This is a genomic window from Psychrobacter sp. S1-30-MNA-CIBAN-0213 (assembly GCF_040309845.1).
Classification (GTDB): Bacteria; Pseudomonadota; Gammaproteobacteria; order Pseudomonadales; family Moraxellaceae; genus Psychrobacter.
In genome coordinates this window covers 94,229-107,743 of record NZ_JBEOPE010000004.1, presented here as the reverse complement: position 1 = coordinate 107,743, position 13,515 = coordinate 94,229, and the positions used below count along the sequence as shown (strand labels likewise).

Annotated in this window: 13 protein-coding genes; 10 read left to right on the top strand and 3 right to left on the bottom strand. The window is 42.0% G+C overall.

All coding sequences use genetic code 11. From position 1 onward, the window contains the following. Nucleotides 1–137 precede the first annotated feature (137 nt). Nucleotides 138–3,005: a bifunctional [glutamate--ammonia ligase]-adenylyl-L-tyrosine phosphorylase/[glutamate--ammonia-ligase] adenylyltransferase gene (glnE, locus tag AAEY87_RS05505; RefSeq protein ID WP_350656272.1), complete on the bottom strand. Its 2,868-nt coding sequence runs from the start codon at nucleotides 3,003–3,005 to the stop codon at nucleotides 138–140. A 362-nt stretch (nucleotides 3,006–3,367) separates the two neighbouring features. On the opposite strand from glnE, the gene tusD reads away from it, so the two are divergent. The 4 genes from tusD to AAEY87_RS05485 are packed head-to-tail and all read left to right on the top strand — an operon-like array spanning nucleotide 3,368 to nucleotide 4,919. Further along, on the top strand, nucleotides 3,368–3,829 hold the full coding sequence (gene tusD, locus AAEY87_RS05500) for a sulfurtransferase complex subunit TusD (RefSeq protein ID WP_068327448.1): 462 nt from the start codon (nucleotides 3,368–3,370) through the stop codon (nucleotides 3,827–3,829). A 47-nt stretch (nucleotides 3,830–3,876) separates the two neighbouring features. After that, entirely contained in the window at nucleotides 3,877–4,200 is a 324-nt protein-coding gene (locus AAEY87_RS05495) for a hypothetical protein (RefSeq protein ID WP_350656270.1), read from the top strand. A 54-nt stretch (nucleotides 4,201–4,254) separates the two neighbouring features. Continuing rightward, nucleotides 4,255–4,584, top strand: coding sequence for a hypothetical protein (locus tag AAEY87_RS05490; RefSeq protein WP_350656268.1), 330 nt, complete (start codon nucleotides 4,255–4,257; stop codon nucleotides 4,582–4,584). Continuing rightward, the gene (locus tag AAEY87_RS05485; RefSeq protein ID WP_068035591.1) at nucleotides 4,581–4,919 is read left to right on the top strand and encodes a TusE/DsrC/DsvC family sulfur relay protein; all 339 of its coding nucleotides are present in this window, start codon (nucleotides 4,581–4,583) and stop codon (nucleotides 4,917–4,919) included. The genes AAEY87_RS05490 and AAEY87_RS05485 overlap by 4 nt, the downstream gene beginning before the upstream one ends. Before the next feature lie 21 nt (nucleotides 4,920–4,940). Here the strand turns inward: AAEY87_RS05485 and AAEY87_RS05480 are convergent, their stop codons facing one another. Further along, nucleotides 4,941–5,504, bottom strand: coding sequence for a tRNA (cytidine(34)-2'-O)-methyltransferase (locus AAEY87_RS05480; protein WP_350656267.1), 564 nt, complete (start codon nucleotides 5,502–5,504; stop codon nucleotides 4,941–4,943). 374 nt (nucleotides 5,505–5,878) lie between these two features. Between AAEY87_RS05480 and AAEY87_RS05475 the strand changes: the two genes are divergently transcribed. Then, nucleotides 5,879–6,019: an entericidin A/B family lipoprotein gene (locus tag AAEY87_RS05475; protein WP_068035587.1), complete on the top strand. Its 141-nt coding sequence runs from the start codon at nucleotides 5,879–5,881 to the stop codon at nucleotides 6,017–6,019. A gap of 128 nt (nucleotides 6,020–6,147) precedes the next feature. Here the strand turns inward: AAEY87_RS05475 and hemW are convergent, their stop codons facing one another. Continuing rightward, nucleotides 6,148–7,419 (bottom strand): radical SAM family heme chaperone HemW, encoded by a 1,272-nt coding sequence (hemW, locus tag AAEY87_RS05470; protein WP_350656266.1) that lies wholly within the window; start codon nucleotides 7,417–7,419, stop codon nucleotides 6,148–6,150. A 309-nt stretch (nucleotides 7,420–7,728) separates the two neighbouring features. Here hemW and AAEY87_RS05465 point away from each other — a divergent pair, with 309 nt between their 5' ends. From AAEY87_RS05465 to accC, 5 genes are all read left to right on the top strand, one after another. Beyond that, nucleotides 7,729–8,223, top strand: a complete 495-nt coding sequence (locus AAEY87_RS05465; RefSeq protein ID WP_068327428.1) for an EVE domain-containing protein — start codon at nucleotides 7,729–7,731, stop codon at nucleotides 8,221–8,223. 188 nt (nucleotides 8,224–8,411) lie between these two features. Continuing rightward, the gene (locus AAEY87_RS05460) at nucleotides 8,412–9,440 is read left to right on the top strand and encodes a hypothetical protein (RefSeq protein WP_350656265.1); all 1,029 of its coding nucleotides are present in this window, start codon (nucleotides 8,412–8,414) and stop codon (nucleotides 9,438–9,440) included. 324 nt (nucleotides 9,441–9,764) lie between these two features. Continuing rightward, nucleotides 9,765–11,132, top strand: a complete 1,368-nt coding sequence (locus AAEY87_RS05455) for an MATE family efflux transporter (protein WP_068035579.1) — start codon at nucleotides 9,765–9,767, stop codon at nucleotides 11,130–11,132. Between the two features lie 434 nt (nucleotides 11,133–11,566). Then, nucleotides 11,567–11,995 carry an acetyl-CoA carboxylase biotin carboxyl carrier protein gene (accB, locus tag AAEY87_RS05450; protein WP_068035577.1) on the top strand — a complete coding sequence of 143 codons (429 nt, stop codon included), beginning with the start codon at nucleotides 11,567–11,569 and terminating at the stop codon, nucleotides 11,993–11,995. A gap of 111 nt (nucleotides 11,996–12,106) precedes the next feature. Beyond that, nucleotides 12,107–13,468 carry an acetyl-CoA carboxylase biotin carboxylase subunit gene (accC, locus tag AAEY87_RS05445; RefSeq protein ID WP_350656264.1) on the top strand — a complete coding sequence of 454 codons (1,362 nt, stop codon included), beginning with the start codon at nucleotides 12,107–12,109 and terminating at the stop codon, nucleotides 13,466–13,468. Nucleotides 13,469–13,515: the final 47 nt, after the last annotated feature.

Below are 13,515 nucleotides of genomic sequence, written 5' to 3'. Positions count from 1 at the left end.
TATTTTAATTAAAATTGCATGCTTACACTGAGTCCGTATTAGTGTGCAAATGATTATATCATCGGCAGGCCAAGCAAATGAAATATTTTGGTTTGTCACTGCATGGCTTTTGTTTATATCACTTTTGGTAGAAAAACTTATTTCTCTTCTCTTGGGGGAACACCCATAAGATGTTGCCACTGAGCTTGCACCAGCGCACGCGTCTCTGTCCACAATGACTCATCCACCAACAATGATTGCTCAGCCAATGCTAACTGATGGGTGGCAGCGCGAATACGCAAATAAGCATCTGTCAAATCTTGACAGACTTGCTCCTCCCAAATGCCAAGCAGCGCGACCTCTTCAAAGATACGCACGTTGTCGCTCCACTTAGTCAGGCTTGGATACTCATGCGAATACGCGAGTACCGCAAATTGCGCTAAAAACTCAATATCAATGATGCCACCAGCGTCTTGCTTGAGATGGAACTTGCCTGCTTGTTGCTGCCACTGGCTAGTGCCCAGATGCTTTTGCATCTTGATGCGCATACTTGTTACTTCTGTACGCACTTCATCAAGCGTACGTGGCAGTGATAATATCGTACGGCGAATATCACAAAAAAGCGCTGTTACACGTTTGTCGCCACATATTGCCCGTGCTCGAACCAATGCTTGATGCTCCCAAGCCCATGCTTTTTCACGCTGATAAGTCTCAAAGGCATGACAAGAAACCACCATCATACCTGCATTACCCGATGGTCGCAGACGCATATCAATCTCATAAGCGCGTCCATCACGCGTTTGCGTATTGAGATAAGTCATGAGCTTTTGAGCCAGGCGTGCGGCGAACTTCATCCCGCTTACTGACTTTTCACCAGTCGTCATTCCCTGCTCTTTTATCTTGTGTAAAAACACCAAATCTAAATCAGAGGAATAAGACAGCTCAAGGCCACCAAGCTTACCATAACCAATAATAGCAAAACCACAATCCGCTTCGGTTACTGGATCACCGTTTTGAGCGATAGGATAACCATAACGCTTGACCAATTCTGCAAAAGCACGTTCAAGTGCGGCTTCTAGCACGACGGCTGCAATGTAGGTCAAGGAGTCTGATACTTTCATAATGGGCCGTTCAGCCAAGACGTCACTAGCCGCAACGGCCAGTACTTGGTTCTTTTTAAACAAACGCAACACACTAAGCAACTCTTCTTCGTCATCAGGCTCTACTCGCAAAAGACGCTGACGCAAGATGTCGTGTAGCTCTAGCTTGTCCGGCAGATGACGATAGCGCTGCTGTAAAAAGGTATCAAGTAACACAGGATAACGTGCCAGCTCATTGGCAATCCAAGGGCTGGCAGACAACATCGGAATCAACTCAACCGTGGCATTAGGGTTTTCTGCAATCATTACTAGATAGATTGAGCGCCGACAAATTGCCTCAAGCAAAGCGATCAGGCGCGGTAGTGCGCTATTGGCCAACTGCTGTTGTTCTTGATGCGCAAGCAAAGCATGAATGATTACTGGATAAGCATCATCTAGACGCGTTCTAGCTTCATCGCTTAGGTTGGCTACCATTTTCGATTGCCAGAAAGTTTCTAGTTTTGCGCGGTTCTGTTCTGTCAATACCGTGTCAAGCTTTGCAATTTGTTCATCAAGATTAACAGGCTCAAGCTTGTTATCTTCTTGAGCTGGTACTTGTCGTTCAGTTACCATACGTTCAAATGGTAGGTTTACATTGTCTCGATGATGATTAAGCGTTGTTAATAATGCTTCCCAATTCTCAAAGCCTAAAGTAATGGCCAAATTGTGCTGCCACTGTAGATCATGTGGCAGGCGCTGGGTCTGCTGATCATTAATCGCTTGGATGCCATGCTCAAGTCGACGTAAAAACCGATAAGCCGCCTGTAGCTGCTCATAGGTAGGAGGCTCAAGATATTCAAGCTCACATAGTGCCTCCATTGCTTGCAGGCATGACTTAACCTGCAGTTGTGGATGACGACCGCCATAAATAAGCTGAAAGGCTTGTACAATAAACTCGATATCACGAATACCACCGGCACCAAGCTTAATATTATCTAAGTCTTCTCGCTGTGCGACTTGGTTTTGAATGAGCGACTTCATCTCACGCAGCGCTGAAAAGGCACTATAATCAACGTAATACCGAAAAACGAATGGCTTGATGAGCGACTGTAGCTCGTCATAAAACGGCGGCGTAATCTGACCAACTACGCGTGCTTTTAGCCAAGCAAAACGTTCCCATGCCCGACCATGATTGGCGAAATACTTTTGTAATGCTGACAGATGAATAGCCAAATCACTACCATCACCCCATGGACGCAAACGCATATCTACTCGGAACACAAAACCATCTGCCGTACAATTATCCAAGAGCTTAATAATGCCTTGTCCAAGACGGGTCATAAAGCGCTTATTATCAATACTTCGCGTGCCCTGTGCCTTATCTCCATCAGTCTCGCCACGTGCTTGATGGACGAAGATTAAATCAATATCGCTCGATAAATTTAGTTCATGCGCGCCAAGCTTACCCATGGCCATAATTGCCATATCGTCCATGTGCTTTACACCTGTTGCATCAATAAAAGTCGGTTGACCATATTGGGCGACTAGATGCTGATAAGTATAATCCTTGGCAAATAGAATACAGCCGTCAGCAAGCTCAGAAAGCTCATCAGTCAACTGCTCAAGCTCAATCATTCCCAATGCATCTTGCCAAATCCAGCGCATCATTAATAGATTTCGCAGATTGCGCAGACCTCTCATCACTGTTGTTTCATCACCAAGCTGATAGTTATCATCTAAAGTATAATCCTGAATAAGGTCATCTATCTGCTGACGCGTCAACGTTTGATTAAGTGAATAACTGCGCAAAAACGTCTGGCAAGAGATCGTTCGACTTTCCCAAATCTGATAGGCAAAAGCACTTGCAGTGCTTAAGACTTGTATCTGTTCGGGTGTGGGCTGATAACCTTGGTTATTAGATTTATTAGATGGCATAGCTGGTGACATAATGATAAGAGCTCCGTACAGCATAGGACTATAAGACTACCTGAACCAAGCATGATTGTTCATAGTTTTTTCTTACGAGATGGTCACACTAGATAAGTCGTTGTATTTTTATAAGTTTGCTTATTAAAATACATACAGCATTTGACTGGGTCAACTTTATGGTAGCATGAATACTTAAAACTTAAACTAGGGACAACTCTTTTGATAGTAAGATGTTGAAGAATACTAGATAGACAACTAAAATGCATGATAATCAACATAAATGCAAAGCTGAATAGAGATAAAATCTCGTTATTTATATTCAACCATCTTTCTTTCAATATTAATAATAACCGATAACTGGCGATACTACGTATATGACCATGCCTACAATTAACAAACCTACCCCGCTACTCCTACTTACTACTGATCCGAGCCAGCCGCTTGCTCAGTTGGCGCTGCGTTATGCCCGTGCCCTTTTAGAACAAGTAAAGCTGCAACAAATACAACCTGCTGATAAGAATAATGAGCAGGAAGTCGTTGAAAACGATACGCAGTCGTTAAATGTCTTTTTTTATGCTGACGCGGCGCATATGGCCAATCGTTTACGCTGGCAGTCAGCCGACCAGACCGACTTAACTCAAGAATGGCAAGCGCTTGCTAAGCAATACCAGCTCTCGCTACCTGTATGCGTCAGCACCGCGCTTAGTCGCGGTATTAGTGATAACGATAACAGCGCACGCCATCAGCTGAATGGTGAAAATATCGCCGATGGCTTTCATTTAGTTGGACTTAGCGAGCTTGCGATGATGATGCAAGGCAACTGCCGTCTAATACAGTTTTAAGTGCCAATTGAGCACAAATATTAATCATGAATAATGAGAAGTAACCTATGAAATTACTCATTCAGCTGCGCACTGCAACGGAGATGGCAAGTTATGAAGGCTGTGCCCTCGCCTTGACGCTTGCAACTTTCGGTCATGAGGTACAGCTTTATTTAGACGCCCCTGTCTTTGGATTATTAATGCAGCCGAAGTCTCGTTTGCACGGTATGATTCAATCTCTTGAACTATATGACATGCCACCAGCTTGGCTACCTGAGGATGTATTTAGCGGTTGGCTTACAGGAATGGTACCAAGTGACTTGGCCTCGCAGCTTACGCTAATACCAGAAGTCGTTAACTCACAAGATTTTGAGCAGATCCTAGCTTTTTAACGATATCTCTCTCTAGATACTAACTTGCTATCTGCAATCATTCGGAAAATTAATATGGCAACTTTATACCAATTACACAGCACAATGGATAGACTCAGGCGCAGCACAGAAGAAATGGCACTAACATGGCGCGCTGGTGACAGCATTATCTTGTTAGGCGCGACTGTCGCTTTTATTGAATGGCTTCATGCCTATTTAAGTGATAGTGATATAGAAGGTATCGCTGGCATTTATGCTCTAGCTGATGATGTCGCACAGCTTAGTAACAACACGACTGCCAAGCTAAACTTAAACGCCAAGCTAACTGGTGTTTTAACTGATGATGATTGGGTAACCATGACCCAAGACCCACAGTTTGATAAAGTAGTGACAATCGCCTTATGACTGTATCTAATATTACTATATCTAACATCGCTCTAGATCAAGACGGCCATCTTTGTGACCATAGTATTTGGACACCTGATATCGCTCAACAATTGGCAGATACATTAGATGTAAGGCTAAACGACGAGCACCTAGCCATCCTACAACAAGTACGTGCTTTTTTTGCTAAGTTCAATCACTCGCCAGCTACCCGTCCATTAATTAAATGGTTGCAGAAGACTTTGCCTGATCACGATATCAGCAACCAAAAACTGCAGCAATTATTTCATACTGGTTTAGTCGCCCGTCATGTCAATCGCTTGGCTGGCCTACCAAAGCCGCCTAACTGTTTATAAAAACCACTTCTTTATAAAGTACTATTTTGGATCATAGACAGTGAGGGTCTCATAGCCAATACTGCGACCTTCATCGCCATTAAAGCCTTGCTGCCGCCATACCTCATAGAGGCATATTGCCACACTATTAGACAAGTTAAGACTGCGGGAGTCGGGCAACATCGGCAATCTTAACCAGTTATCAACACCAATATCTTCACGTATATCATCCGCTAGACCTGCAGTTTCAGAACCAAAAACCAGTGCTACGCTAGGCGCTACCGCTGGTGTATTGTCGGTATTAGTATTTGTTTGCGCCATGAAATTATAATCATAAAATGGTGTACTAAGTTTAGTCGTCAACGCTGTGATTGCTTGACAACCTGACTCAAGTAACGCCTGCTTCGCTGCCGACCAATCAGCGTGTACTTGCAGGTGTGCGTATTCATGATAATCCAATCCAGCACGTCGCAACTTTTTATCATCCAGCTCAAAGCCCAATGGCTGCACTAAATGCAGCTGTGCGCCACTATTGGCACATAAACGAATAATATTGCCAGTATTGCTAGGCATTTTGGGCGCTACTAGCACAATATGAATGGTCATAGATTTTCCATAAATAGGGTTAGAGAAGATTGATTTTATTCACGACATCTACAGGCTATTAACCGCTTAAATTATGTTTCATTAGCTCTTATCAAATAACAGATAGGTAAAATAGATTGCTACCTTTCGTAATTAAAAGTTACAGTTTATTGTCAATAATTACATTTTGATACTGTGCACAGATTTTAACTTTGATTATCATGGCTGCAATGGATATCAAGACAGTTTGATGACATCAGAACAGCATTTATATCAATGTTTGGCTGATATCATGATTTTGCAGTTTTATCCTGTATCTAGTTAGTAATACTTAGCCAAAATGCTTAGTGTTACTACTTCCATCGTATGAATCTATTCACTTTGAGGACATTATTATGAAAAAAGTAATTATCGCATCATTGACCGCTATGTTTGTATTAACTGGTTGCAACACTTTCAAAGGTCTAGGCCAAGACGTATCAAGTGCTGGTAACGCTGTTAGTGGTAGTGCTCAAGAAGTTCAAAACAAAATCTAAGTTTCACATTTTAGATTAAATGTTTGAAGGGCTTGCCATTTGGTAAGCCTTTTTTTGATTCTTAATAACAGTAATTTATGAATCACTGTCATTATAAGCACATATATAAAATGTTAAGCATGTAAGCCTTATAAAAATGCGTGCAATATCTGATTTAAATAGCGACGACCTAATAAAGTTGGTTGTAACAGCTCAGTATTATTCATTAATAAGCCTTGCTCGACTAGCTTATTCACTTGCAGCGCTATGCTCTCATAGCTCAGTCCTGTTCTCGATTCAAATAGCGACCATGTCACTCCTTCATGTAAACGTAGCGCATTAAGCATAAACTCACTGACCAACTCATCGTCAGCAATTGGCAGCCAATTGACCATTTTTGGGATATCTTGATAAGTCATATAGTCTTTTGGAGAGCGTGATTTGCTAAAACGGTAAATACCTGCTTCTAAGAGCGTCTCATTATCTTTTGATAAACCTGACACACTGTTATCTAACGAACCATCATTTATGGTTATTTTACCGTGCGCGCCAGCACCAATTGCTAAATAATCGCCAAACTGCCAGTAATTGACATTATGTCGACATGGCTTATCTGACTCACCTGCCCATGCTGATACTTCATAGTTATCATAACCCAGACGCTGTAGCAGCGCCTGCCCTGCATCCTCAATATCAGCCAAGCTACCTTCATCAGGTAGGATAGGCTGACTGCGATAGAATACGGTATTCGGCTCAATTGTCAGCTGATACCAAGAGATGTGCGTTGCGCCAGCATCATGCGCCGTTTGGATATCATATAATGCCTCGCTGAGTGACTGCTGCGGCAAACCATGCATTAAGTCTACATTTACCCGCTCAAAACCAGCAGCGCGAGCAGCATGAATAGCTGCTGTTGCTTGCTTAGGATCGTGAATACGCCCAAGTGTTTGCAACTTATCAGCAGCGAAGCTCTGTACCCCGATAGATAAGCGATTGATACCTACTTTTAGATACTCAGCGAATGGCGCATGCTCCAAAGTTCCGGGGTTCGCCTCCATGGTAACTTCAATATCATCCGCAAATTCAAAGCAGGCTCGTAAACCGGCAAATAAACGCTGATACTGTACAATCGGTAATAATGACGGTGTACCACCACCAATAAATATTGAGCTAATCTGACGCCCTTGAGTTAGAGGCTGCTGCATCTGCGCATCTAGCAAGAGCGCATCTACGTACTCATCATACATTGATAACTGTACATCAGCGCCCAACTCGTGCGAATTAAAGTCACAATAAGGGCATTTTTTCACACACCAAGGAATATGAATGTATAGCGCCAACGGTATGACTATTGCTTCTATACAAGAAGTACTCGTAGCATTAGATGGCGTTGTAATATTATCGAACTCAGATCTGGACATAACGTAAACTTATTCAATAAAAAGCGGCGGCAAACTGCAAAAAATACGGCTAGGATAACGGCTACGTACATGAAAGAAAAGCACTGTCTTTACTAATTTAGTCTATTAACGTGTCTTTTTTATATTGAACTAACTATAACTATTCATAAACGCTTGTATCAACAAACGTTACTATCAACAATGCCATCTGACAGGCAAAATATATAAACTTTACTTATAAGGCACAGGTTATAGAAAATCGTGCAAACACTCTTATAACAACCTACGTAACAGCTTTAATATCACATGACAAATATTAGGATACATGATATGGCATATTGGCTAATGAAGTCTAATCCAAGCTTTTTTGGAATTGAAGACCTACAACGTTTGGGCACAGAATGTTGGGACGGCGTGCGCAACTACCGCGCTCGTAACTTTATGCGCGATGATATGAAGGTAGGTGATAAAGTGTTTTTTTATCATTCAAGCGCAAAACCATCTGGCGTCGCTGGCATCATGACTGTAAGCCAAGCTGGTTACCCTGATCCTACCCAGTTTCATCCTGAACATCGGCATTACGACCCCATCGCAACCGAAGAAGAACCACGCTGGTATATGGTCGATGTGACTTTTGAACAAGCTTTTAAAGAAACCTTACCACTATCTGAACTGAAATTTATCCCTACACTTGAGGATTCATTACTACTTAGAAAGGGCTGCGAGCAATTGACAGTTATACCGCTTGAGCCCAAACACTGGCAGGCTATTATAGATATGGCGGAGACATTGGAGCTAGTGCCAGATAGTAATGAGTGCGAGTAATGAACGCTTGTATCGACAATATATAATTTGCATATATAAAAAACAAACAAGTTTTTTACGTAGTTATATGAGATAAAACCACTTTAAGGTTTTTCTATCACTATCTTATCAAAGTTTGCTATATTTACGCCCTAGATTTACGCCTTAGTTCTTTTGTCTAAACTATTTTCACATTCTAGGACTCATTTATGAGCGCACCCAAACTCGTACTATCTGTATTAACTGTCAGTATATTGGGGCTTACGCTAAGCGCCTGTGGCAGCGATGGTGATAAAGTCAAAGAAGAGTACGACCGTATCGAAGACCAAGTTAAAAACGAATACGATCGTGTGGAAGATAAAGTCAAAGAAGTCGAAGACAAGCTGACTGATGATGAAAAAAGTATGGCTAAGATTCTGGAGTCTGTATTTTTACCAGAGGAATCATTGGATAATTTCTTAGATAAATTAACACCAGAGGGTGGTCGTGGCGGTCTCTATGTCGGTCACTTCGTCGAGCTCAATGATGGTGATAATAGCGATATTGATATCGGGGCGATATATTTCGATATTAGTAACGACGGCGCGGGCAGTGTTGATGGGCGCATTAGTTATCAACAGCAGATTTGCCAACAAAACCGCACACTCGATGTTAATACTGGTTTTAAAGTAGATAATTATATTACAGGTAAGGTAACTGGTAGCCTCGATACAGCAGAATTTTTAGATATAGAATATATCAATGATTTAAATCTTGAAACGCCAAACTTAATGACTACATTTGCAGGTAGTTTTGAAGATAAGCAAACAGGTAAACCATGGCGCGGTAGCTTTGAGTATCAAGATAGTCTAGGTGGCACTACCCTCTCAGCTGCTGAAGATAACTGTAAAGTGACTTATACCCTCAGTGATCGTTCTAACTTTACCACCTATGCGCTTGATTATAAGCTGGGTACTATGATGCTCGACATCACTGGTAATGGTAGCCAAAAAATCGTTACTTGGCAGAATCCAAGTAATACCAAACAGGTATTGGTAAGTCAAATCAATGTCAATAAAGCAGAGTCTGGTGCTAACGGTTACGTACAGAATGTTGTCTTAACCAACAACGAAACCCTGTTTACGCCTGTGATTCCAAATATTTCGACTAATTACGCTATTGTCGTGCAAGCATTTGACGCGAATAATAAACTGATTGGTTATCAAGCAGTGGTGCAAGATTTACCTGAATCGTTATAGACCTTGGTTTTAGAAGTATAAACATAGTGTTAAATTTATAATTATTCTAAAAAATGTCAGACGCTTCTTAAGCGTTGATATCATACCCTAGCTCTTTATTATCCTATCTACTTTTGACCTGTCAATGCATCTCGTAGATTGACGGGTTATTTTTGTTTTAGCATCTGCATTTCTTTCATACTCTGCTTATATAGACTTGCTCATATTATTTATCGGAGTATTATCATCGACACGATTCCTATGTTACTGCCTCGCTAATGATTTACTGATCGCAGTACTTGAATATTAATAATAACCAACGTGAATAATGAAAAGTTGCTAACTATGGTTTTGCCATTATCCTTTATAGATTTTAAAAGCTACAGCTTACGTTTAGGCGTGCTGGCGCTACCGATTTTGATTACCCAATTTTGCCAAGCTGCACTGGGTGTCGTTGACTCCATTATGGCGGGACGCGTCTCAGCACTTGATTTGGCTGCTGTGGCTGTTGGTGCTGGTATTTGGCTACCGCTGTTCTTATTGGCAACAGGTATTTTAATCGCCACCACTCCTCTAATCGGGGAAGCAATTGGTCAAAACAAACACAGCCAAGTCCCACATATCACTCAGCAGTCGATATGGACGGCTAGTGTTATCGGTCTTTGCGGTTTTATTATCGTCAATTTGATGCCAAATGTCCTAAGTATAATGGGCGTCCCCGAAAATATCCAACCGATAGCTACTCAATATCTGCATGGCGTTTCTTTTGGCTTCCCTGCCCTTGCCATTTATGCTGTGTTGCGTAGTTACTGCGAGGCGCTCGGTCGACCTGAACCAGTCACAGTTATTAGTATTATTGGTCTATTGGCAGATATTCCGCTCAATTATATTTTTATCCACGGGCTATTTGGTATGCCAGAGATGGGCGGTGCCGGTTGCGGAGTTGCAACGGCATTAGTACTATGGATTAACGTGCTACTTTTAGGCGCTTATACTACTTTTTCTAAACGTCAGCAATTTGCTAGCACACGTTTCTTCTATAGCTTTACGGCTCCCAATCGTGAGCAAATAACTAAGCTACTTAAGCTTGGTATTCCAATTGGTCTTTCTATCTTCTTTGAGGCCAGCTTATTTAGTTTAGGCGCATTGGTTATTAGTCCATTAGGTGAATTAGCCACAGCGTCACATCAAGTCGCTCTTTCGGTGACCTCGCAGCTATTCATGATTCCTATATCGGTTGCAATGGCATTGACTATTATGGTCTCTAATCGCTTTGGCGAAAAGAATTTGCTGGCTTTACGCCACGTACAAGCAACGGGACTTATCTGGACAGTGCTCATTGCTCTTGTCTGCATGCTTGGGATATGGTTGTTCAGACCACAACTGGCTGCAGCGTTTACGGACAATCTTGAGCTGCGCGCACAAGCCATGCACCTGTTAATTTTTGCGCTGGCTTATCAGCTGTTTGACGGCTGGCAGGTCAACGTAGCCGGTATATTACGCGGAATGCAAGATACAACGATACCGATGTGGGTAACGCTTTTCTGCTATTGGGTAGTCGCTTTGCCACTGGGGGTTTACCTAGTGCGTTTTACAGATGTTGGTGCACAAGGGTTTTGGATGGCATTGATTACTGGTTTATTCCTATCTTCCATTCTACTCACCCTGCGCTTACGCTACCAACAAAAACGCTTAACGGCAATGTGGGCTTAAACAATTCGTTTTGTTTATTTTGATAACAAGCTAATGACTGCTTTTTAAGATAACATTAAGAGTGGTTTTCAGCTTTCTAGCATAATTTTCTATCGTAGCTTCTAGTAACCAATGCTAGCGCTCATTAGCGACATCGATTATGATGAACAACGTACCTTTTATAAAATGGATCTTCCTTTTAACGCTATATCTAGTACGTAAACAGTAATCAAAAGACTGTTAAGAGAAGCTCAATGTTGTCAAAAAAAGCTCGATAAAAATAAGACGCATGTTACTAATACTCGCCTTAAAGTCAAAAATATGTAAAAATTCCAGTTAACAACTGTACATTGATTGCTCATTGCGCCGAATATAGGTATCATTAGCAATCAATTACACAATATTTTGTTACACTATTTCTTTCTTCAATTTTAGAAAAAGGCATCATTAAAATTATGGATATCGAAAAAATACGCACGCTAATCGCCCTCATGGAAGAAAACGAACTAGTCAATCTAGAAGTTAGTTCAGACGATGAGCATATCAGTTTAACCCGTCACTACGATGCGCCAGCCCCAACGATGATGGCAGCGCCTACTGTTGGTGCAGCACCTATCGCTACTGAAGCCAAAGCAGCTGTCAAAGCCGGTAGCGTTGAGACTTCACCAATGGTTGGAGTATTCTATTCTGCTCCTAGCCCTAACGATCCACCGTTTGCCAAAGTTGGCCAAAAAGTACAGGCTGGCGATACGCTTGGTATTATCGAAGCGATGAAGATTATGAATCCGCTTGAGGCCACTCAAAGTGGTGTCATCGATGAAATCTTAGTGGACAACTCTGAGGTTGTACAGTTTGGCCAGCCAGTTATACGCTATAAAGCCTAATTGTACTGCTATACCTTACTTTGTTACGCTCAATATCTCGTTAATATTCATACTATATGAATAATCCATAACGATTGAATTGATCAACGCCGCTTTGACAAGGATGACCCTATGATAAAAAAACTGCTCATCGCCAACCGAGGTGAGATTGCTCTACGTATCGTACGTGCGTGTAAAGCACTTGGTATCGAGACTGTCGGTGTCTACTCCACCGCTGATGAAAACCTCATGCATCTACGCTTCGTTGATGAAGCCATCTGTATTGGCAAACCAAATGCTAGCGAAAGCTACTTAAATATCAATACTATTTTGACGGCTGCTGAAATCTCTGGTGCTGACGCCATTCATCCTGGTTATGGTTTTTTGGCTGAAAATGCTGAATTTGCTGAACGTATTGAAGAAGCTGGCTTAACCTTCGTAGGTCCTACTGCAGATCATATTCGTCTGATGGGCAATAAGGTTTCTGCTATCAATGCGATGAAAAAAGCAGGCGTACCGACTGTTCCCGGTTCAGTTGGCGCCGTTACGATGCACAATGCTGAAGAGCAAGCACGTAATATTGGCTTTCCGCTAATAGTTAAAGCGGCTTCCGGTGGTGGCGGTCGTGGTATGCGTGTCGTTGAGCGTTTCGATGACCTTATCGGTCAGGTACAAGCAGCGAGACAAGAAGCTGAGCTTTGGTTTGGTGATGATACAGTCTATATGGAACGCTACCTACAAAACCCACGTCACGTTGAAATTCAAGTACTTGGCGATGGTAATGGTAATGCTATTCATCTGTATGATCGTGATTGTTCACTACAGCGTCGCCATCAAAAGGTACTAGAAGAAGCCCCTGCTCCTGATATCCCTGATGATGTACGTGAGCCTATCTTACAAGCTTGTGTCAAAGCTTGTAAACTGGTTAATTATCGTGGTGCTGGAACCTTTGAGTTCTTATTCGAAAACAACGAATTCTTCTTTATCGAGATGAATACACGGGTGCAAGTTGAGCATACTATCACCGAGATGATTACTGGTATTGATGTGGTCGTTGAGCAGCTCAAAATTGCAGCAGGGTACGGTTTATCGTATCGTCAAAGCGAAATTGAAGTCCAAGGTCATGCGATAGAGTGTCGTATTAATGCTGAAGACCCAGTAACTTTTATGCCATCACCGGGTAAGGTCACTCAGCTATATACTCCTAGTGGGGCTGGTGTTCGCTTTGACTCCCATCTATACCCTGGATATGACATTCCTAGCTATTATGACTCACTGATTGGTAAGCTTATTTGTCATGGACAAACGCGTCAACAAGCGATTGCAAAGACGTTGCATGCGCTTGATGAGCTTGTCATTGAAGGGATTAAGACCAATATCCCTATGCATCGTGATGTGATCTTAGCCGATGAAGATTTTGCCAATGAGGCTCAAAATATACATTACCTTGAAGAAGAGCTACTTAAATCGCAAAAAACTAAAACAGCGAAATAGCCAAAACTTTTTATTGATATTGTGACAAACATAAAAAACCCGCTCTC

Excerpts from the sequence above, each read along its gene's own strand:
- AAEY87_RS05465 (WP_068327428.1), top strand. The coding sequence starts at position 7,729 with ATGGCATATTGGCTAATGAAGTCTAATCCAAGCTTTTTTGGAATTGAA.
- tusD (WP_068327448.1), top strand. The coding sequence starts at position 3,368 with ATGCCTACAATTAACAAACCTACCCCGCTACTCCTACTTACTACTGAT.
- accB (WP_068035577.1), top strand. The coding sequence starts at position 11,567 with ATGGATATCGAAAAAATACGCACGCTAATCGCCCTCATGGAAGAAAAC.
- AAEY87_RS05455 (WP_068035579.1), top strand. The coding sequence starts at position 9,765 with ATGGTTTTGCCATTATCCTTTATAGATTTTAAAAGCTACAGCTTACGT.
- AAEY87_RS05475 (WP_068035587.1), top strand. The coding sequence starts at position 5,879 with ATGAAAAAAGTAATTATCGCATCATTGACCGCTATGTTTGTATTAACT.
- AAEY87_RS05495 (WP_350656270.1), top strand. The coding sequence starts at position 3,877 with ATGAAATTACTCATTCAGCTGCGCACTGCAACGGAGATGGCAAGTTAT.
- glnE (WP_350656272.1), bottom strand. The coding sequence starts at position 3,005 with ATGTCACCAGCTATGCCATCTAATAAATCTAATAACCAAGGTTATCAG.
- AAEY87_RS05485 (WP_068035591.1), top strand. The coding sequence starts at position 4,581 with ATGACTGTATCTAATATTACTATATCTAACATCGCTCTAGATCAAGAC.
- accC (WP_350656264.1), top strand. The coding sequence starts at position 12,107 with ATGATAAAAAAACTGCTCATCGCCAACCGAGGTGAGATTGCTCTACGT.
- AAEY87_RS05480 (WP_350656267.1), bottom strand. The coding sequence starts at position 5,504 with ATGACCATTCATATTGTGCTAGTAGCGCCCAAAATGCCTAGCAATACT.
- AAEY87_RS05460 (WP_350656265.1), top strand. The coding sequence starts at position 8,412 with ATGAGCGCACCCAAACTCGTACTATCTGTATTAACTGTCAGTATATTG.
- hemW (WP_350656266.1), bottom strand. The coding sequence starts at position 7,419 with ATGTCCAGATCTGAGTTCGATAATATTACAACGCCATCTAATGCTACG.
- AAEY87_RS05490 (WP_350656268.1), top strand. The coding sequence starts at position 4,255 with ATGGCAACTTTATACCAATTACACAGCACAATGGATAGACTCAGGCGC.